At 69.4% G+C, this 18070-nt stretch carries 20 protein-coding genes; 13 read left to right on the plus strand and 7 right to left on the minus strand.

All coding sequences use genetic code 11. The annotated features are described in order from the left end of the window. Nucleotides 1-80 precede the first annotated feature (80 nt). Nucleotides 81-977: an exonuclease domain-containing protein gene (locus tag ABD466_RS02330; protein WP_344655215.1), complete on the minus strand. Its 897-nt coding sequence runs from the start codon at nt 975-977 to the stop codon at nt 81-83. Between the two features lie 161 nt (nt 978-1138). On the opposite strand from ABD466_RS02330, the gene ffh reads away from it, so the two are divergent. The 12 genes from ffh to ABD466_RS02390 all read left to right on the plus strand — a co-directional run bounded on the left by ffh (nt 1139) and on the right by ABD466_RS02390 (nt 10744). Beyond that, nucleotides 1139-2695 (plus strand): signal recognition particle protein, encoded by a 1557-nt coding sequence (gene ffh / locus ABD466_RS02335; RefSeq protein WP_344655216.1) that lies wholly within the window; start codon nt 1139-1141, stop codon nt 2693-2695. Nucleotides 2696-2911: 216 nt separating this feature from the next. Beyond that, nucleotides 2912-3382 carry a 30S ribosomal protein S16 gene (gene rpsP, locus ABD466_RS02340; RefSeq protein ID WP_344655217.1) on the plus strand — a complete coding sequence of 157 codons (471 nt, stop codon included), beginning with the start codon at nt 2912-2914 and terminating at the stop codon, nt 3380-3382. A gap of 2 nt (nt 3383-3384) precedes the next feature. Beyond that, on the plus strand, nt 3385-3624 hold the full coding sequence (locus ABD466_RS02345; protein WP_012785728.1) for an RNA-binding protein: 240 nt from the start codon (nt 3385-3387) through the stop codon (nt 3622-3624). Continuing rightward, nucleotides 3621-4193: a ribosome maturation factor RimM gene (gene rimM / locus ABD466_RS02350; RefSeq protein WP_344655218.1), complete on the plus strand. Its 573-nt coding sequence runs from the start codon at nt 3621-3623 to the stop codon at nt 4191-4193. Before ABD466_RS02345 ends, rimM begins: the two co-directional genes overlap by 4 nt. Before the next feature lie 13 nt (nt 4194-4206). Continuing rightward, on the plus strand, nt 4207-5025 hold the full coding sequence (trmD, locus tag ABD466_RS02355) for a tRNA (guanosine(37)-N1)-methyltransferase TrmD (RefSeq protein ID WP_344655219.1): 819 nt from the start codon (nt 4207-4209) through the stop codon (nt 5023-5025). Between the two features lie 143 nt (nt 5026-5168). Beyond that, a complete protein-coding gene (rplS, locus tag ABD466_RS02360; RefSeq protein WP_344655220.1) occupies nt 5169-5528 on the plus strand; it encodes a 50S ribosomal protein L19 in 360 nt (119 codons plus the stop codon). Nucleotides 5529-5715: 187 nt separating this feature from the next. Beyond that, on the plus strand, nt 5716-6603 hold the full coding sequence (lepB, locus tag ABD466_RS02365; RefSeq protein ID WP_344655221.1) for a signal peptidase I: 888 nt from the start codon (nt 5716-5718) through the stop codon (nt 6601-6603). A 96-nt stretch (nt 6604-6699) separates the two neighbouring features. After that, nucleotides 6700-7740 carry a signal peptidase I gene (gene lepB, locus ABD466_RS02370; protein WP_344655222.1) on the plus strand — a complete coding sequence of 347 codons (1041 nt, stop codon included), beginning with the start codon at nt 6700-6702 and terminating at the stop codon, nt 7738-7740. A 108-nt stretch (nt 7741-7848) separates the two neighbouring features. After that, nucleotides 7849-8523 carry a ribonuclease HII gene (locus ABD466_RS02375; RefSeq protein ID WP_344655223.1) on the plus strand — a complete coding sequence of 225 codons (675 nt, stop codon included), beginning with the start codon at nt 7849-7851 and terminating at the stop codon, nt 8521-8523. Between the two features lie 40 nt (nt 8524-8563). Then, the gene (locus tag ABD466_RS02380) at nt 8564-8872 is read left to right on the plus strand and encodes a DUF2469 domain-containing protein (protein WP_344655224.1); all 309 of its coding nucleotides are present in this window, start codon (nt 8564-8566) and stop codon (nt 8870-8872) included. Between the two features lie 183 nt (nt 8873-9055). Beyond that, nucleotides 9056-9529: a YraN family protein gene (locus ABD466_RS02385; protein WP_344655225.1), complete on the plus strand. Its 474-nt coding sequence runs from the start codon at nt 9056-9058 to the stop codon at nt 9527-9529. A gap of 501 nt (nt 9530-10030) precedes the next feature. After that, a complete protein-coding gene (locus ABD466_RS02390; protein WP_344655226.1) occupies nt 10031-10744 on the plus strand; it encodes a magnesium chelatase domain-containing protein in 714 nt (237 codons plus the stop codon). Here the strand turns inward: ABD466_RS02390 and ABD466_RS02395 are convergent. From ABD466_RS02395 to ABD466_RS02420, 6 genes are all read right to left on the minus strand, one after another. Beyond that, nucleotides 10722-11099 (minus strand): hypothetical protein, encoded by a 378-nt coding sequence (locus ABD466_RS02395; protein ID WP_344655227.1) that lies wholly within the window; start codon nt 11097-11099, stop codon nt 10722-10724. The genes ABD466_RS02390 and ABD466_RS02395 overlap by 23 nt on opposite strands. Nucleotides 11100-11339: 240 nt before the next feature. Then, nucleotides 11340-12509 carry a hypothetical protein gene (locus tag ABD466_RS02400; protein ID WP_344655228.1) on the minus strand — a complete coding sequence of 390 codons (1170 nt, stop codon included), beginning with the start codon at nt 12507-12509 and terminating at the stop codon, nt 11340-11342. 10 nt (nt 12510-12519) lie between these two features. Continuing rightward, complete coding sequence (locus ABD466_RS02405) at nt 12520-12819, minus strand: hypothetical protein (protein WP_344655229.1); 300 nt, start codon at nt 12817-12819, stop codon at nt 12520-12522. 155 nt (nt 12820-12974) lie between these two features. Beyond that, entirely contained in the window at nt 12975-15548 is a 2574-nt protein-coding gene (locus tag ABD466_RS02410; RefSeq protein ID WP_344655230.1) for a hypothetical protein, read from the minus strand. A 4-nt stretch (nt 15549-15552) separates the two neighbouring features. Further along, on the minus strand, nt 15553-15891 hold the full coding sequence (locus ABD466_RS02415) for a helix-turn-helix domain-containing protein (protein WP_344655231.1): 339 nt from the start codon (nt 15889-15891) through the stop codon (nt 15553-15555). After that, a complete protein-coding gene (locus ABD466_RS02420) occupies nt 15888-17003 on the minus strand; it encodes a tyrosine-type recombinase/integrase (RefSeq protein WP_344655232.1) in 1116 nt (371 codons plus the stop codon). The genes ABD466_RS02415 and ABD466_RS02420 overlap by 4 nt, the downstream gene beginning before the upstream one ends. Before the next feature lie 177 nt (nt 17004-17180). Here ABD466_RS02420 and ABD466_RS02425 point away from each other — a divergent pair, with 177 nt between their 5' ends. Further along, the gene (locus tag ABD466_RS02425) at nt 17181-18068 is read left to right on the plus strand and encodes a YifB family Mg chelatase-like AAA ATPase (protein WP_425558527.1); all 888 of its coding nucleotides are present in this window, start codon (nt 17181-17183) and stop codon (nt 18066-18068) included. The last annotated feature ends 2 nt before the right edge of the window (nt 18069-18070 follow it).

Here is an 18070-nt window from a genome sequence, read left to right on the forward strand (position 1 = left end):
CGGTGGACCGACCCCCTCAGGGGTTGACCCACCGCCCTTTCAGTTCTCCGCAGTCTCTCCAGGCGTGCTTCCGCCGGCTCTCAAGCGGACGTCGCCAGCGGCCGCGTCGGCCACTCCGGCTCCGCGTACGACCGCTCTCCGCGCCGCTCCCGGTACGCCGCCCGGTCCGCCTCCTGCTCGGCCTTCCAGCGCGCCTGCGCCTCGTGCAGCCGCACCGCGTCCAGTGTCCCCACGGCGGCGTAGCTCGCCCCGATCACCTGTGCCAGGTTCAGCGCGGCCTGCGCGTCGGCCGCGGCGTCGTGCGCGCGGGTGATGGTGACGCCGTAGAACTGGCACTGCGCCTCCAGGGTGCGGGCGCCCCGGCGGTACTTGTCCATCTGCCGGTCGATGACCAGGGGGTCGATCACCGGGGCGACCGGCGCCCGGGCCGCCAGCGGCGTCAGCCGGTGCCGGGCCAGCTCGGCCTCCAGCAGGGTCAGGTCGTACGGGGCGTTGAACACCACCAGCGGCGTCCCGGCCCGCAGCTCGGCGGCCAGCGTGTCGGCGATCTCGTCGAGCGTCTCGCGCGGGGCGGTGCCGTGCTCACGGGCGTACTCGGTGGTGATGCCGTGGATCGCGGTGGCCTCGGCCGGGATCTCCACGCCGGGGTCGATGAGGAAGGTCTTCTCGGAGCCGTCCGAGATCACCAGCGCCGCCGAGACGATGCGCACGGTCTTCGGGTCGCGGCCGGTGGTCTCGGTGTCGAAGCCGGCCAGCCGGCGGCGGTGCCAGCCGTCGTGGGAGCCCCGCTGCGGCGGCACCGGGGCCGGCGCGGCCTCGCCGCTGTCCGCGGCCCGCGGTTGCGGCTCCCAGGCCGGAGCGCACTCATGGTGATAGGTCTGCCACGCACCGTCCACATTGGCGCGCGTGCCGGTCTCCGCCGGCACATGGCCCTTGCACGCGGCGCAGGTGCCCGCGTACTTGTTGACCAGAGTCACTGTGCTGTTCTCCCTCACCTCGTGTTGCCTTAATGGTGGCGCACCGCACTGACAACTTCGCCGGACTCGGGCCCCGGCCATGTCAGCGGCTACCCTGGTGGACTACGACGGTTTTCTAATCCGCTCGATCTGTTGATTTCCGCGCGAAGGATGAATACGACGTGTTCGACACGCTCTCCGATCGGTTGTCCGCAACCTTCAAGAACCTGCGCGGCAAGGGTCGGCTCTCGCAGCAGGACATCGACGACACGCTGCGCGAGATCCGGCGTGCGCTGCTGGAGGCCGACGTCTCGCTGCAGGCCGTGCGCCCCTTCGTGGCCGCGGTCCGGGAGCGGGCCGAGGGCACGGAGGTCTCCAAGGCGCTGAACCCGGCGCAACAGATCGTCAAGATCGTCAACGAGGAGCTCGTCGCCATCCTGGGCGGCGAGACCCGGCGGCTGCGGTTCGCCAAGAACCCGCCGACGGTGATCATGCTGGCCGGTCTGCAGGGTGCCGGTAAGACGACGCTGGCCGGCAAGCTGGCGCGCTGGCTGAAGACCGAGGGCCACACCCCGATCCTGGTCGCGGCCGACCTCCAGCGGCCGAACGCGGTCACCCAGCTCCAGGTGGTCGGCGACCGGGCCGGCGTGCCGGTGTTCGCGCCCGAGCCGGGCAACGGCGTCGGGAACCCGGTCAAGGTCGCCCAGGACTCGATCGACTTCGCCAAGGCGAAGATGCACGACGTGGTGATCGTCGACACCGCCGGCCGCCTGGGCATCGACGCCGAGCTGATGAAGCAGGCGGCCGACATCCGGGACGCGGTCAAGCCGGACGAGATCCTGTTCGTCCTGGACGCGATGATCGGCCAGAACGCGGTCGAGACCGCGCTGGCGTTCCAGGACGGCGTCGGCTTCGACGGCGTGGTGCTGACCAAGCTCGACGGCGACGCCCGCGGTGGTGCGGCGCTGTCGGTGCGCGCGGTCACCGGCAAGCCGGTGATGTTCGCCTCCTCCGGGGAGAAGCTGGAGGACTTCGACGTCTTCCACCCCGAGCGGATGGCCGGCCGCATCCTCGACATGGGCGACATGCTCAGCCTGATCGAGCAGGCCGAGAAGGCGTTCGACGCCGCCGAGGCCGAGAAGATGGCCGGCAAGCTGGTCCGCAACGAGTTCACGCTCGACGACTTCCTCAAGCAGATGGAGCAGCTGAAGAAGCTCGGCTCCATGAAGAAGCTGATGGGCATGCTGCCCGGCATGGCCGACGTGAAGCAGCAGCTCAACGAGATCGACGACAAGGACGTCGACCGGATCGCGGCCATCATCAAGTCGATGACCCCGGGCGAGCGCGACGACGTCAAGATCATCAACGGCTCCCGCCGGCAGCGCATCGCCAAGGGCTCGGGCACCACGGTGCAGGAGGTCAACAACCTCATCGAGCGCTTCCTCGAGGCCAAGAAGATGATGCAGCAGATGGCCCGCGGCGGGATGCCCGGCATGCCGGGCCTGCCCGGGGCCGGCGCCCTGGGCGGCACCAAGCGCAAGTCGGCCAAGGCCAAGGCCGCCGACAAGGCCTCCAAGTCCAAGGGCCGCTCGCGCTCGGGCAACCCGGCCAAGGCCAAGGCCGAGGAGGCGGCGCGGCAGGCCCGGCGGGACGGCAACGGCTCGCTGTTCGGCGGCGACGACGGCAACGGCCAGTTCGAGCTGCCGGAGGAGTTCAAGAACCTGCTGCCCCCGAAGTAGCCGCCGCGGGAGCCGCCCCGGCACCGTCGGTCAGGGGAGTCCGGCCCTGGCGTCCCAACCAGCCCGAACGGTCTGGCACAATGGAAGCTTGTACCGGTCGCGCATGGCCCTCTCTCCTGCGCTAAGCCGAGTCCATCCGGCTGCTGCCGATGCCATGTCCCCACGTGGCGGCGCGGTGGCACCACCCGCAGTCAACCAAGCAGGAGACACCACACCGTGGCAGTCAAGATCAAGCTCAAGCGCATGGGCAAGATCCGGAACCCGCAGTACCGGATCATCGTCGCCGACGCCCGCACCAAGCGGGACGGTCGCGCGATCGAGGAGATCGGCAAGTACCACCCGAAGGAGGAGCCCTCCTTCATCGAGGTGTCCTCGGACCGTGCGCAGTACTGGCTGGGTGTCGGCGCGCAGCCGACCGAGGCCGTCGAGGCGATCCTGAAGATCACCGGCGACTGGCAGAAGTTCAAGGGCCAGCCGGCCCCGGCGCCGATGAAGGTGGCCGCGCCCAAGGCGGACCGCAAGGCCGTCTTCGAGGCCGCCGCCAAGGAGGCCGCCGACGAGCCCAAGGGCGGCGCCACCACTCCGAAGAAGAAGGCCGAGAAGAAGGCCGACGAGACCCCGGCGACCGAGGCTCCGGTGGAGACCCCGGCCCCGGCCGTCGAGGCTGAGATCACCTCCGAGGGCTGAGCATGCTGGAAGAGGCCCTGGAACACCTGGTCAAGGGCATCGTCGAGCACCCCGATGAGGTCCGGGTCCGCGAGCGCGACCAGCGCCGCGGCAAGGTCCTGGAAGTCCGGGTGCACCCGGACGACCTGGGCAAGGTCATCGGCCGCGGCGGGCGCACGGCGCGCGCGCTGCGCACCGTGATGGCCGCGCTCGGCGGCCGGTCGCTGCGCGTCGACCTGGTCGAGGCGGCCGGCTACCGGTGAGCACGGCGAGCCCCGAAGGCGGGAATCCCTCCGGCCGGCCCGAGGCCCTGCGCCTCGTGGTCGGCCGGATCGGCCGTGCGCACGGCATCCGCGGGCAGGCCACGATCGAGGTCCGCACCGACGACCCCGACCTGCGCTTCGCGCCCGGGGCGCGGCTGCTGACCGAGCCGGCCGAGCGCGGCCCGCTGGTCGTCGCCGACTCCCGCTACCACAACGGCATCCTGCTGCTGTCGTTCGAGGGCGTGACCGACCGGAACGCGGTCGAGGCCCTGCGCAACACGATCCTGGTGGTCGAGGCCGATCCGGACGAGACGCCGGACGACCCGGACGAGTTCTACGACCACCAGCTGCTCGGCCTGGCCGTGGAGCTGGCCGACGGCACCGCGCTCGGCGAGATCGCCGACCTGCTGCACCTGCCGGGGCAGGACGTGCTGGCCGTGAAGCGGCCGGACGGCCCCGAGGTGCTGATCCCCTTCGTCAAGCAGTTCGTCCCGACCGTGGACGTCGCCGCCGGCCGCGTCGTGGTCGACCCGCCGGCCGGGCTGCTGGACCTGGACTCCGTCGAGTAGCCGCCGCCCTCCCATGCGCATCGACGTCGTCACCATCTTTCCCGAGTACCTGGCGCCGCTGGACGTCTCGCTGATCGGCAAGGCCGCGACCGCCGGGATCCTCGACATCCACGTCCACGAGCTGCGGACCTGGACCCACGACCGGCACAACACCGTGGACGACTCGCCGTGCGGGGGCGGGCCGGGCATGGTGATGAAGCCGGAGCCGTGGTGGGAGGCGCTGACCGCGCTGGTGCCGCCGGGCTCCGAGGACGGCGCGCGGCTGATCGTGCCGACGCCGTCCGGCCGGCCCTTCACCCAGCGCGTGGCCGAGGACCTGGCCACCGCCTCGCACCTGGTGTTCGCCCCGGCCCGCTACGAGGGCATCGACCGCCGGTTCATCGAGGCCGCCGCCGAGCGGATGCCGGTGGAGGAGCTGTCGATCGGCGACTACGTGCTGGCCGGCGGCGAGGTCGCGGTGCTGGTCATGGTCGAGGCCGTGGGCCGGCTGCTGCCCGGCGTGCTGGGCAACGCCGAGTCCGCCAAGGACGACTCCTTCGGGCACTCCTCGCAGGGCGGCATGGCGGGCCTGCTGGAGGGCCCCGTCTACACCAAGCCCGCGAACTGGGACGGCCGCGAGGTGCCGCCGGTGCTGCTGTCCGGCAACCACGCGGTGATCGCCCGGTGGCGCCGGGACGAGGCGCTGCGGCGGACCGCGCAGACCCGGCCGGACCTGATCGAGGCACTCGACCCGGCCGCGCTGGACAAGAAGGACCGCGCGCAGCTGGCGGCTTTGGGCTGGTCGCAGACGGCGGCCGGATTTCGTTTCGACCCCGACGCTGTGTCAGACTAGGCCGGTACTGCTTGCGCAGGTGGCTGCCGCCTGCCCGCCGGACGCGCCCCTGCCACAGGGGGAGCCGCCCACGGCGTTTCAAGCTGATCGTAAGTTCCACCACCGAAGCCGTGGCCGACCTGTGGCGTCCACGAGGAGAGATCATGGACAAGCTGTCCACCATCGACGAGCTGTCGATGCGCATCGACGTCCCGGACTTCCGTCCCGGCGACACCGTCAACGTGCACGTCAAGGTCGTCGAGGGCAACCGCTCCCGCATCCAGCAGTTCAAGGGCGTCGTCATCCGCCGCCAGGGTTCGGGCGTGCGCGAGACCTTCACCGTCCGCAAGGTCAGCTTCAGCGTCGGCGTGGAGCGCACCTTCCCGCTGCACACCCCGATCATCGAGAAGATCGAGGTCGTGACCCGCGGTGACGTCCGCCGGGCGAAGCTGTACTACCTGCGCGACCTGCGCGGCAAGAAGGCGAAGATCAAGGAGAAGCGCGAGTCGGTCGCCGGCCACTGAGTCAGGCTCCCGCCGCCGTATCCTCCGCACCAGGCCGTACCCTTTCTCAGGGTGCGGCCTGGTGCCGTTTACGCAATCCTCAGGCTCGTCCAGTACGTTGTTTCGCTGGGGAACTGCTGTTCCCGTCCTGCTGTAGCCATCCGGGTCGCAAGGCCCCCTCGACGACGAACAGGCAAGGGTGCGGCCGGTGGCCAAGGGGCGCAGGCGCCGGCTCAAACCGGTGAAGCTGTGGAAGGAGCTGCCGCTCCTGTTCGGGGTCGCACTGCTGTTGGCACTGGTGATCAAGACGTTCGCGGTACAGGCCTACTACATCCCTTCCCAGTCGATGCAGCACACCATCGAGCCGGGGGACCGGGTGCTGGTGAACAAGCTGACGCCGTGGTTCGGCTGGACCCCGCAGCGCGGGCAGATCGTGGTGTTCCGGGACCCCGGCGGGTGGCTGGACCCGTCGCTGGTGAAGAAGGACAACATGGTCGTCGGCGCGATCAAGCAGACTTTCACCTGGGTCGGGCTGCTGCCGGCCGGCAACGAGCAGGACCTGATCAAGCGGGTCGTGGGCGTGCCGGGGGACGTCGTGGAGTGCAAGGGCGTGGGGAGCCCGGTGACCGTCAACGGCGTGGCGCTGGATGAGCACACCTACCTGTACAAGGACGACGGCGGCCGGATCGACGACCCCTCGCAGGCCGCGTTCGGGCCGATCACGGTGCAGCCGCACACGATCTTCGTGCTCGGCGACCACCGCAGCGACTCCGGCGACTCCCGGGTGCACCTGCAGGAGAAGACTCAGGGGCTGGTCCCCTACGGGAACGTACAGGGTCACGCTTTCGTGCGGATCTGGCCGCTGACGCGCATCGGTGGACTGGGGACGCCGTCCACGTTCTCTCTTAAGAGCCCTGCCCAGGCGCTGCGTACTGCCGCGGAGGCACCGCCGCTGCTGTGGGGGTTCACGCTCGCGGTGCCGCTGCGGGCGGGCGTGCTGCGCCGCCGTCGCCGCCTGGGCGGGCTCCTTCCGGCCCCGGCGGGCGTAACCAATCGGCTACGGAGGCGGTTGGGTACGGAGCGGCCGCTTGGCTGAGCCGAACGTGCGAGGGACTGCGAAGGGAACAGCGACATGGACCAGGCAGCGAAGCGGAGCGGGCCTGGCGGGTCAGCGGAAGGGCAGACTGTGACAGTGGACGAGAGCTCCGAGACCGTCGAGGCGGCCGGAAACACGGCTGGCAAGCCGGCCGGCCGGGGGGAGGCCATGGTCCCGCGCCCCGACCAGGCGGCGCACGACCAGTCCCCGCAGAGCGGGGACGCGCCGGGCTCTCCGGACGCGCCGGACGGGGCCGCCCCGGGGGAGTCGCCGGAGCCTTCCGAGCCCGCGGCGCCGCCCGCGCCCCGCAAGTGGTGGCAGTGGCTCTACGCGCCGTTCGTGGCGGTGTGGCGCTTCGCCTTCCCGAAGAAGCCGCGCCCGTTCATCGTGGAGCTGCCCTTCCTGCTGGCGATCGCGCTGGTGCTGGCCTTCATCATCAAGACCTTCCTGGTGCAGGCGTTCGTCATCCCCTCCGGCTCGATGCAGCAGACGCTGGAGATCAACGACCGCGTCCTGGTCAACCGGTTCTCGAACTGGCTGGGCCACGAGCCCAACCGCGGCGACATCGTGGTGTTCCAGGACCCGGGCAACTGGCTGGACGCCGAGCCGGTGAAGCCGAAGAACGTGTTCAGCAAGACCCTCACCGCGATCGGGCTGCTGCCGGAGGACAACGGAGACCTGATCAAGCGGGTGATCGGCGTCGGCGGCGACCACGTCGAGTCCAAGGGCAACGGCGCGCCGGTGACCGTCAACGGCGTGCCGCTGAAGGAGGACGGCTACCTCTACCCGAGCAACACGCCGTCGATGGAGCCCTTCTCGGTCGACGTGCCCAAGGACCACCTGTGGGTCATGGGCGACCACCGCGAGGTCTCGGTGGACTCCCGCGCCCACATCAAGAGCGTCACCGGCGGTTTCGTGCCGGTCGGCAACGTGGTCGGGATCGCGGTCCTGAAGGTATGGCCCCCGGACCACTTCGGGACGCTGCCGGTGCCCTCGACCTTCAAGCAGAGCTTCCAGGCCCTGGCCGCTCCGGGCGCGGTGCCGGTCGCGGCGTTCGCGCTCGCGGTGCCGATCACGGTGGTGCGGCGGCGCCGGAAACTGCGTACGGCGGAGGCGCTCGACGCACTAGGCCTGTAGTGGCACTACATTCGTAGTATCGACATAACCGCAGGCTGTGGCGGTCGCGGCAGGGACTTCCTGCGGCGGCCGCCATAGTCGTCCCCAGGCAGTTGTACGTTAGAAGCGATGACCACCACGCCGACATCCACGCTGCCGCGCGGCGTAGCCATCCGCTCCGACGCGGGTCTTTACGGCTACGAGCGCGCCCTGGCCCGCGCCGGGCTGTCGCCGGTCGCCGGGGCCGACGAGGCCGGCCGCGGCGCCTGCGCCGGCCCGCTGGTGGCCGCCGCCGTGATCCTGCGTCCCGGCGTCTCGGGCCGGATCCCGGAGCTGGGCGACTCCAAGCTGCTCACCGAGAAGGCCCGGGACCGGGTCCGCATAGAGGTCGAGCGCCGCGCGCTGTCCTACGCGTGGGTCGCCATACCACCGGCCGAGGTCGACCGGCTGGGCCTGCACCAGGCGAACATCGAGGCGCTGCGCCGCGCCGTCGCCCGGCTCGACGTCACCCCCTCCTACGTGCTCTCGGACGGGTTCCGGGTGGACGGCCTGCCCTGCCCCAGCCTGGCCATGTGGAAAGGCGACCAGGTGGCCGCCTGCGTGGCGGCGGCCTCGGTCCTGGCCAAGACTGTCCGGGACGCCATGATGACCGACCTGGCCCGGGACCATCCGGCCTACGGCTTCGAGGTCCACAAGGGCTACTCCACGCCGGCGCACCAGGCGGCGCTCGAGGAGTACGGGCCATGTCCGGAGCACCGGTTCACATATGCCAACGTGGCGAACGTTTCCCCGCGTTGTGGGTGACAATGACTGTGATTGAAGACCGACCAAGGGGAGCGTGGGCATGAGCGCTGAGGACCTCGAGAAGTACGAGACCGAGATGGAGCTCCAGCTCTATCGCGAGTACCGCGACGTGGTCGGCCTGTTCAAGTACGTGGTCGAGACCGAGCGGCGCTTTTACCTGACCAACCAGGTGGACCTCGCGGTGCGCTCGGCCGACGGCGAGGTGTACTTCGAGGTGACGATGGCCGACGCGTGGGTCTGGGACATGTACCGGCCGGCGCGGTTCGTGAAGAACGTCAAGGTCGTCACCTTCAAGGACGTGAACGTCGAGGAGCTCGCCAAGAGCGACCTCGAAGTCCCGACCGAGTAATTGAAAACCCAACAACAACGCCCGTCCCGCGCGGCCCCTGAGCCGAACGAGTGACGGGCGTTCTCATTCCCCCCGACTTATCCACAACCCTCCGACTCCTCCTGGCCCCCCTCCACCGCCCTCCGCGACTCTCGATCCCAAGCGGCCCACCCAAGGCCGACCGCAGACCGGGAGGAGTAAGCAGTGGCCGGGACATCCCCACCCCTGGAAGTCGAGCACTACCTGACGGAGTTCCCGTCACCGGTCGACCACAGCACCCTGTCCCCAGGCCGCCTCGGCCGCGAGGGTGAACAAATCGCCGCCTCCTACCTCACCACCTGCGGCTACCGCATCGTCGACCGCAACTGGCGCTGGCGAGGCCCCGACGTCCGCGGCGAACTCGACATCGTCGCCGTAGCCTCCGACCTCCTGGTCACCGTCGAAGTCAAAACCCGCCGCGCCGGCACCGGCGCCCGCCCCCTCGACGCCGTCACCGACGCCAAACGCACCCGCCTCTGGAAACTCGCCAACCGCTGGCTCGCCGAACACCGCCTCGACCCCGCCCTCCGCCACCACCTCCCCCGCGGCGTCCGCGGCATCCGCCTCGACGTCATCGGCCTCCTCTTCCCCGCCGACGGCCGCACCGAGCCCGCCATCGACCACTTGCAGGCGGTGTGAGATGCGCACGACGCAGCAGCGCTCCCGGCCAGCGCCCGACGCGGCGGCACCGACCGCCTGGACCTGCGCACCGACCTGCGGCTTCAGCCGATCCGGCTCGACCCCCAGCTGGCGAACGCTTGTTTCCTGCTCTGGTTCGGACATCGCTCGATCCGGCTCTTTCTCCGAGCGCCGAGCGCCAGCTTCCTGCTCTGCCATTTCCGGCATCGCTCGACCTGGCTCTTTCTCCGAGCGGCGAGCGCCAGCTTCGTGCTCTGCTATTTCCGGCATTGCTCGACCTGAGTCTGCCTCCAAGCGCCGAACGCCAACTTCCTGGCCCGTCAGCCGACCCCGTCCCGCCTCCCGCCGACGAGCACTTGCGTTCCGGGCGGACGGCCCCGGCGACGGTTGCACGTTCAGCACCGCCGCCATCGAGCCCGACTGCAACCGGGTCGCGCAAGCGTTCGTCGCAGCCGCCCTCCGCCTCGGCGCCGCCGCGACGAAGACCCCCGGGGAGCGGCGATGAGCGTCGCCCGCACCCATTCCGTGGCCCTCAACGGCACGCAGGGCGTCGTCGTCGAGGTCGAGGTCAACGTGACGCGCGGCGCGTCGCGTACCCAGATCCTCGGCCTGCGCGACACCGTCCTGTCCGAGTGCCGCGACCGTGCCCGCGCCGCGACCTACAACTCCCACCACCGGTGGCCCGACGGCAATGTCATCGTCGGATTGTCTCCGGCGTGGGTGCGCAAGGAAGGCTCGGCGTTCGACCTCGCTGTCGCCGTCGCCGCCCTCACCGCCGAGGGCAGCATCAGCCAGATCGCCCTGCAGGACACCTTGTTCTTCGCGGAGCTCTGCCTCGACGGGCGACTGCGACCGGTGCGCGGCGTCCTGCCCGCAGCGCTGGCGGCGAAGAACCTCGGCCTGACGCGCGCGGTCGTCGCCGAGCCCAACTCGCTCGAAGCGGCCCAGATACCCGGGCTCGAAGTCCACGGCATGCGCTCCCTGGCCCAGGTCGTGGCCTTCCTCCAAGGCACCGAGATCCCCGACGCCGAGCCGCTGCCGGCCGACACCGGACCCCGCACCGGCCTCGCCCGACCGGTACGCCCTCTGCCCGACCTCTCGGACGTCCTCGGCCAACACGAGGCGCGCCAGGCGCTGGAGGTCGCTGCGGCGGGTATTGGTAGGTCCGGCTATTGGAACTCCCCGAATGGGGTCAGCTGTCGTCGCCGACGATGAGGTTCTTGAGGCCGGTCGCCTGGAGGTAGGCGGTGACGTTGATCGGCTCGGGGGACGATTCAGCCGCGACCGCGAAGTTGGCGAAGAGAGCCGCCAGTGCCCCGATGACCTGAAGGAGTTCGGTGCCAACCTGACGGGCGGCGGAGTCAGCAGCGGATCTGACGGCTTCGCCGACGTTGTCGTTGTTGAGGGGTTCCGTGATGTCGACGTCGATCTGATACCTGCCGAGCTCGTGAGAAAGAGCTTCGAGGTTGGCTCTGAAGTCCGAGCCGTGGAATGTGCCGCGGTCCTTCAGGTCGTGGTAGGCGGCAGTCGCCAAGGCGACTACTCGGCCGAAGAGATCGGTGTCGTTCATGGAGCCAGTGTGTGGCGGTTGTGCTCCGTCGGCCTGCCGGGCTGCGGTGGCCGCAGCCCGGTTCAGGACCGCCCTAGCGGTGCCGATGCTGACCAGCTCGCGGCGGTGTGCGATGCAGAGGTGCTTCGGCGGCTGCGGCGTGCCGAAGTCGGTTGCCTCCTGGGGAACGTGGTCTTCGACAGGTTGGTCACCGGCGGTGAGGTGCTTGTCGGTCGGAGATGCCCAGGGAGTACGTCCCCATCACTTCTGCTTGATGAGCACCTCGGTCATGTAGACCAACACGGCGGTCAGGACGAGGATGCCGATGCCGGTGATGACGCCGACCAGGCTGCTGAAGAACTCCCAGACTTTGCGCCTTCGACTGAGCGACTCGGGCGCGTGCGCGGCGGGGGCCGTGCTGTTCTGCTGGCTGTTGTTGCCCGTGTTGACCTGGGCGCCCGGGCTGCCGGTGACGTTGATCGTCGGGCCCGGTTGGGGTTCCGGCTTGAGGGAGTCGGCCACGTTTCCTCCGTGGTAGTCGTTGCAGTTGCGTCCCCGAGCGGTGAGCTGCGGCATGGTCCAGCCCCGATCCATCCCGTTCGTCTGGGAGAAGCTGCGGATCAGTCCCATCTCGGCCAGGTATTGCGCCTCCCTGGCCAGCTCGTCGACGGTGAAGAAGTCGCCGTGAAACATCGAACGCGGGTCGAGCAGAAACGGCTTCCAGTCGTCCGGGGTCCGTGAGGAGCGCTCGTACTCCGCCAAAAAGGTGATCATGCCTTGGCGCAGGGCCTCTTCCCGCTGGTGTCGGTCAGCCCGGGCGATGGCGGCCTGCTCGGCCTCCGCCCGACCATTCTCGGTCAGGGTGGCGGTGACCCCGGTGGCGGTGGCCGCGATGGTGAGTAATCCCTGCTCAGACAGGTGCTCAGCGAGCGTGGTCACCGACTCCAGGGTCACATCGCCGGGTGCGAACCCGGCAAGATCGACCGCATTGCCGCCGGAAGTCTCGTGGATCCAGCGCACCAGCGGCTCGGCGAACCAAGCCGGATCCAGGTCCACCGATATCTCAGCATCTGCCGGTTCCACCGGCTGTTCGCCGGCCCAGGTGAGCAGCCACTCCTGAGCGCCGGATCGCGTGCTGCGGTCGATCGCGGCGACGGTGCGCGGGTCCCTGAGGAATCCGGGTTCGGCTGGATTCGGTAGGTAGACCTCGTAGCCGACATCAATCGAGGTGCCCGCGCGGACCAGGGCGCGGCCGTCGGCCAGCTGCGCCAACTCGATCGGATACTGGGCAGGCGGGTTCATGCGGACCAGGCGCGAGCCGGCCTCCTCGTCAGGCCAGCGGGAGCGTGAGCGGTCGACGGAGGCCCTGCTGACCCGGGCAGGTCTCGCCGCGGACAGGAACGCAATAGAGGTCGGGATGTGGTTCGCCATAGTGGGTCCGTCACAGGTCCTCGGGCGGGGCGGTCGCATCCGCCGCCGGGTCAGTCAGTTCGTCTGGGGTGTTGTCTTCCGTGGGCGGCAGCTGGATGGTCTCGGTGTCCGGTGACCACCAGTCGTAGGACCAGCTGCGATCAACCGCGACCCGATCTGCCCACGGAAAGACTCTTGGCAGCAGGGTGATCATCCCGTTGACCAATGACTCGGCGGCCGACTCGATCCGGGCGAACCGGATGTTCGCCTTCAGGTCCCGATTGACGTGGATCTTGAATGTGATCGTTAGGACGCGAGGCGTTCCTGCCATGAGCAAATCTCCTGAGAGTCGGGTGACTCACAGGATATCGAGTTCTGGTGACATCGTCGGGTGTTCGTGAAAACTGCTGAAGGTTCTGCCATGTCGATCTGAACCCGCCATGCCCGAAGGGTCTCTGAGGCTCGCTGTTGGCGGTCTTGGACCCGTCACTGCTGGTCCGGGCTGCGGCGGCCCATCGGGATGTCTCCCTGGCTGGTCCGTCTGACGAGTTCGGCGGCGTAGGCGGCCCCCGTAGCGCCGGCGCGGCGGTTCCACTTGGCGGCCGTGTCGATGTTCAGCCCGAGCAGCCGGCTGACGACGACGGCCGGGAGCTCGGCGGACAGCTCGAACAGGGTCGTGTTGCGGGCGGGCCGCGCGTGGATCCCAAGGGGTTGGAGCCTGTGCATGAGCCGCTTGGCGGTCAGCGGCTGGCCGGGGAGTGCGCCGGGGAACAGCCACGGGTTCGAGTAGTCGCCGCCCTTGGTCGTGTAGCCGCGTCGGTGTAGAACCAGTTCCTCGACGAGCTGGTCGAGCGGCGGCGGGAGTCGCAAGGGAACCTCGCCGATGGCCAGGGTGACGCCGTTGTCGTGGTGGCCGACCTGCTCGATGCGGAGCTGGGAGATCCGCGAGAGCGGCTGTGCGAACAACAGCAGCAGCAGGCCGGCGACGCGGGTGCCCAGGTCGATCTGATCGTCATCCAACAGGCGGCGGACGAGCTTCCAGCGCCGGTCGTTCTCGATGACGACCGTCGTCAGGTCGCTTAGCGTGGGCGGGATGTCGATTCCGGAGGCGTGACGGTTCCGGACTGCCCAGACCACGAAGTTCCGTGCCAGGTGGCGTATCCAGCTGGTTCCGTCGAGCCAGATGTCGATCTCGGTCTGGGTGGCTGCGGCGAGGCTGGTGCCGCGGGCGCGGAGGAAGCGCAGGAGCGCGATGCCGGCCTGGATATCCCGGCGAGCAACGCTGACCTGCGAGTAGGTCACGGGCCCGGCTTCAGCGACTCGTCTCAGACGTCGAAAGTGGTGCCAGGTCGCGAAGCTCTTGACGACGCGCCGTTCAGCGGGGTCGGCGACCTGGCGCAGAGCTTCGCCGAGCCACCGCTCCAGGCGGGCCAGGTGCTCATCCCGCTGCGGCAGGACACCAGAGGTAACCAGGACCGCTCGGATGTGGGCGACGGCTCGGCTCAGGCCGAGGCTGTCAAGCAGTTCATGCGTGACGGGGCCGGTGGCGGCTGCGAGCTGGGGGAGCAGCGTCTTGGGGGCGCGGTTCGTCAGCCAGTTCAGGCCGGAGACGGGGTCGCCGCGGTGCAGTGCGCGCAGGATCGGCTCCAGGTCAGGGCGCAGCGTGCCGTCAGAGCCGCTGAGCAGTTCGCGCAGTCCGGCGGCATAAGAACACGAGTGACAGAGGCTGAATCGGTGGATCCGGCCGTGGCGTCCGCACTCGGCGCAGTCGCCCTCGCGTCCGCGACGCTCCTTGGAGCTGCAACTGGAGCACCAGCGCCTGCCCTCCGGCGAGTAGCCCTTGAGCTTCGCGGTCCGGTTGCAGACCTCGCAGACCCCCTCAGGAAGAGCGCAACGTCCGCAGAGTCCGCCCCCGTCCGGTAGGCGGCGGCTGACGCGCCGCATTCGGCCGCAGCCGGAGCACTCCTCGGGATTCAACTGGCCGCTGCAACTCTCACATCGGGCCTGGTCGGTGCCAGCGAAGTAGCACTGTCGGACGCGTCCGCAGATCGTGCACGTGTCCTCAGGAGCGCGGAAACACGTGCCGCAGTAGCGACGATCGCCCTCCCGCCGGACGATCAAGGCGGTCTTGCCGCAACCGCTGCACTGCTCGTGGCTGAGCGGGTCGGCGCGGTGGCATCCGTGGCAGAGAGGTTCCTCATCGAGGGTGCGGGCGCAGACCTGCTTGAGCTGTCCGCAGCGCGAGCATTCCGCGAGCAGGTTGTGGTTGTAGCAGACCCGGCATATCCGCAGGCCGCTCGTGTGGCGGTGGGACAGCTTGTTGTGCCGGCCGCAGGTCGGGCAGGGCGGGACCCAGACGGCTTCGGTGCCGCGGGCTCGAAGCTCTTCGATCAAGGCGATGACCTTCGGGGGTGCCTTGTCCGCATTCCCGGTCAGCAACGACAGGTCCGCGTCCAGCGCCCAATACAGTTCGCGCTGGTAGGCGGGCCTGCTGGCGACCTTGCGGGCCGCGGCCGCGACGTCGTCGCGGTCTAGGCCGAGGTCGATCCGCTCCAGCAGGTCGCAGATCAGCACCACCGGGTCCTGCCCGCCGAGGTCGTCGGGGCACTTGGAGCAGCGAGCCCCGCCGTGCCGGTCGCGGCTGGCGATCTGCCTGGTCGAGCCGCAGATCACGCATGGCTCGGCGGCGGCGGCGCGCAGCATCTCGCAGTAGGGGCAGATCCTCAGGCCGTTCTCGTCCAGGCCGTTGAGCAGCGGTTTGACCTTGTCGCATCGCGCGCAGCGCTGCGGGGCGACCGCTTCGGCTCCGGCAGCCCGCAGGGCGTTGATCAGGCGCTGGAGGGACCGCGGGCCCGCGGGCCGGCCGGAGGTCAACAGGCTCGGGTCCTCGGCCAGCGCCTTGGCGACTCTGCGCTGATCGGCCTTCAGCTGTACCGTCTCGACGATGAGCGTCTCGACGTGCTTCGCGGTGAGCGAGCCGTCGACGCCGAGCACCGCGTCGGCGATCGCTTCGACCGGGTGGGTGGCGAACCACGGTGCATCCTGGTGCTGGTCCGGCATGCAGCTACTGATCTTCTAAGAAGATCTGCGCCCGCTTCGGACGCAGGGAGCCCAGGCCTGTGGGCGTCTCGGCGGTCTCCCCGGAAGCGGTGCGCCGGCTGCGACGTGCCTCCGCGACCGGCTCGATCAGCTCCTCCATCGAGCAGCCGAGGATGTCCAGCAGCGCCATCAGGGTCTTCAGGCTCAACCGCTCGGGCTTCTCGGCGACCAGGCGGTAGGTCTGGCTGGCCGACAGCTCGATGCCGCGGTCGGCCAGTAGCGGACGCAGGTCGGTGGTCGAGAACATCCCGCGTTGCGCCATCACCTCGCGCAGACGCCATCGGTAGTCCAGCTTCGCGGTCATCTCGTCTCCAAGCTCTTGGCCAGCTCACGGTCCAGGACGTTGCGCATCATCGTGTTCATGAAGTCGCCGCTCACGCCGGTGTAGATCGCCGTCGTGGAGGCGTAGAGGTGCCCGACCTGCTCCTGTACGAACTTCGGATCGGTGCCGTCCTCAATCAGATGCGTGACATAAGCGTGTCGCAGACAGTGGGGGGTCAGGGACTTGTCCATCTTCAGCGCGTCGCGGTATTCGGCGAACCGGGTCTGGATGCTGTCGTTCTGGAGGCGGCCGCCGCGCTCGGTCAACCACAGGTGCGGCTTGTCCTCCGCTGTCTTGTAGAGGGGTCTGACGTTCTCCAGGTAGTCCTCGACGGCGACCGCCGCCCAGGGGAACACCGTCAGAACGGGTCGGCGCCGCGGCGGCGAGCCCTTGGTCCGCTTGCCCCAGCGGACCTGCAACGTCCCGAAGCCTCCCAGCTCAGGAGACTTGGGGTTGCGGAAGAAGTCGGTGACCTCCAGGTGCGACGCCTCGTTGCAGCGCAGCCCCCATGCGTAGATGAGCTTGAGGAGGGTCGCGTCGCGGTAGCGGGCCAGCGCTCCCTTGCGCTTCAGCCGGATTGCCTTGGTGACCTGCTCGTCGGCGTAGTCGAACAGGCGTTGACACTCCTTCTTGGTCAACGGCCGGCGGTTCGGGCTGCCCTCGTAATCCACGAGGTGGGCGACGGTGTTCCACTCATGCGCGATCTGCACCGGGTGCGTACCGAACCGCGTCTCGCACTCGGCGGCCCAGCCGTAGTAGGGCGACGTGATGAAGTCGCAGAACTGCCTGATCGCCCCCTGGAAGTTGCGGATCGTGGACTCGGCGCGGCCGCTGATCGCGACCAGCTCGGACATCCACTCGTCCATGTCCTGTGCCGACCAGCGCCACGGGTACTCGTTCGTGTAGTCCATGAACCGGCGGATCACCGAAGTTCGATTGTCGATCGTCTTCTTCTGGAGCCGCCGACCGCCGCGCTGCTGCCGTTCCCAGCCGGTCAGCATCGCCTCGAACACGGCGTCCTCGGGATGCAGGAAGGTCACGCCGGAGTGCAGCACCATGCGTGCTGAGGCTTCGCTGTCGTCGACCCGAACCATCCCCACCCGCCTTCGCTAGACGCTAGAATCGTGCATCAGATGCGAGGCGGTTGGCAAAGCGGCTCGTCAGGGGCTTACGGTCGATCGCTGACGCCGGAGCTGTCGCCGCAGGCCAGCAGGTCAGGCCTCGGTTAATCATGCATTCGATGCAATTCCCGGGGGAACGGCCACCACCTGCTGCTCGCAGGAGCTCCCGGCGCAGGCAAGACCCTGCTGGCTGAACGCCTCCCCTCGATCCTCCCGCCGCTCGACGAGCAAGCTGCGCTGGAGGTGTCGGCACTCCATTCCATCGCGGGCACCCTGCCCCGTGACCGCCCTCTGATCACCGATCCGCCCTACCAGAGCGTGCATCACACCTGCACGGTCGCCGGCATGGTGGGCGGCGGCAGCACGCGCGTCGTGCCCGGCGCCATCAGCCGTGCCCACCGCGGCGTGCTGTTCGCCGACGAGATCGCCGAGATGCAGCGTGCCGTCCTCGAAGCACTGCGGGAACCCTTGGAAGCGGGTGAGATCGTCATCGCCCGCGCCAGCGGGACCGTCGTCTTCCCGGCCCGATTCCTGCTGGTCGCGGCCATGAACCCGTGCCCGTGCGGCCGCGCCGGCACGGCGGGCGGCCAGTGCACCTGCACCCCCGACGCCCGACGCCGCTACACCCAGAAGCTCTCCGGCCCCTTCCTCGACCGTATGGACCTGCGCCTGGCCATCCACCCCGTCGGCCGCGCCGAGTTGTTCGGCGCCGAGCCCGGCGAGTCGAGCGCCTCGGTCCGCGACCGGGTCCTGGAGGCCCGGGACCGGGCCGCCCATCGCTTCGCCGACCAGCCGTGGAGCACCAACGCGCAGATTCCCGGCAGCGCCCTCCGCTCCGATTTCGCGCCCGCCGCCGACAGCATCACCGACATCGAGCACCGCTATCAGAACGGCACGCTCACCGCCCGGGGCTACGACCGCCTGCTACGCGTCGCCTGGACCTTGGCGGATCTCACCGCACGCCCTCGTCCCGGTCCCGAGGAGGTGGGAATCGCCCTCGCCTTCCGCCAAGGCCTGCCCGGCCAACTGGCGGCCTGACC

The organism is Catenulispora subtropica (genome assembly GCF_039531675.1).
Classification (GTDB): domain Bacteria; phylum Actinomycetota; class Actinomycetes; order Streptomycetales; family Catenulisporaceae; genus Catenulispora; species Catenulispora subtropica.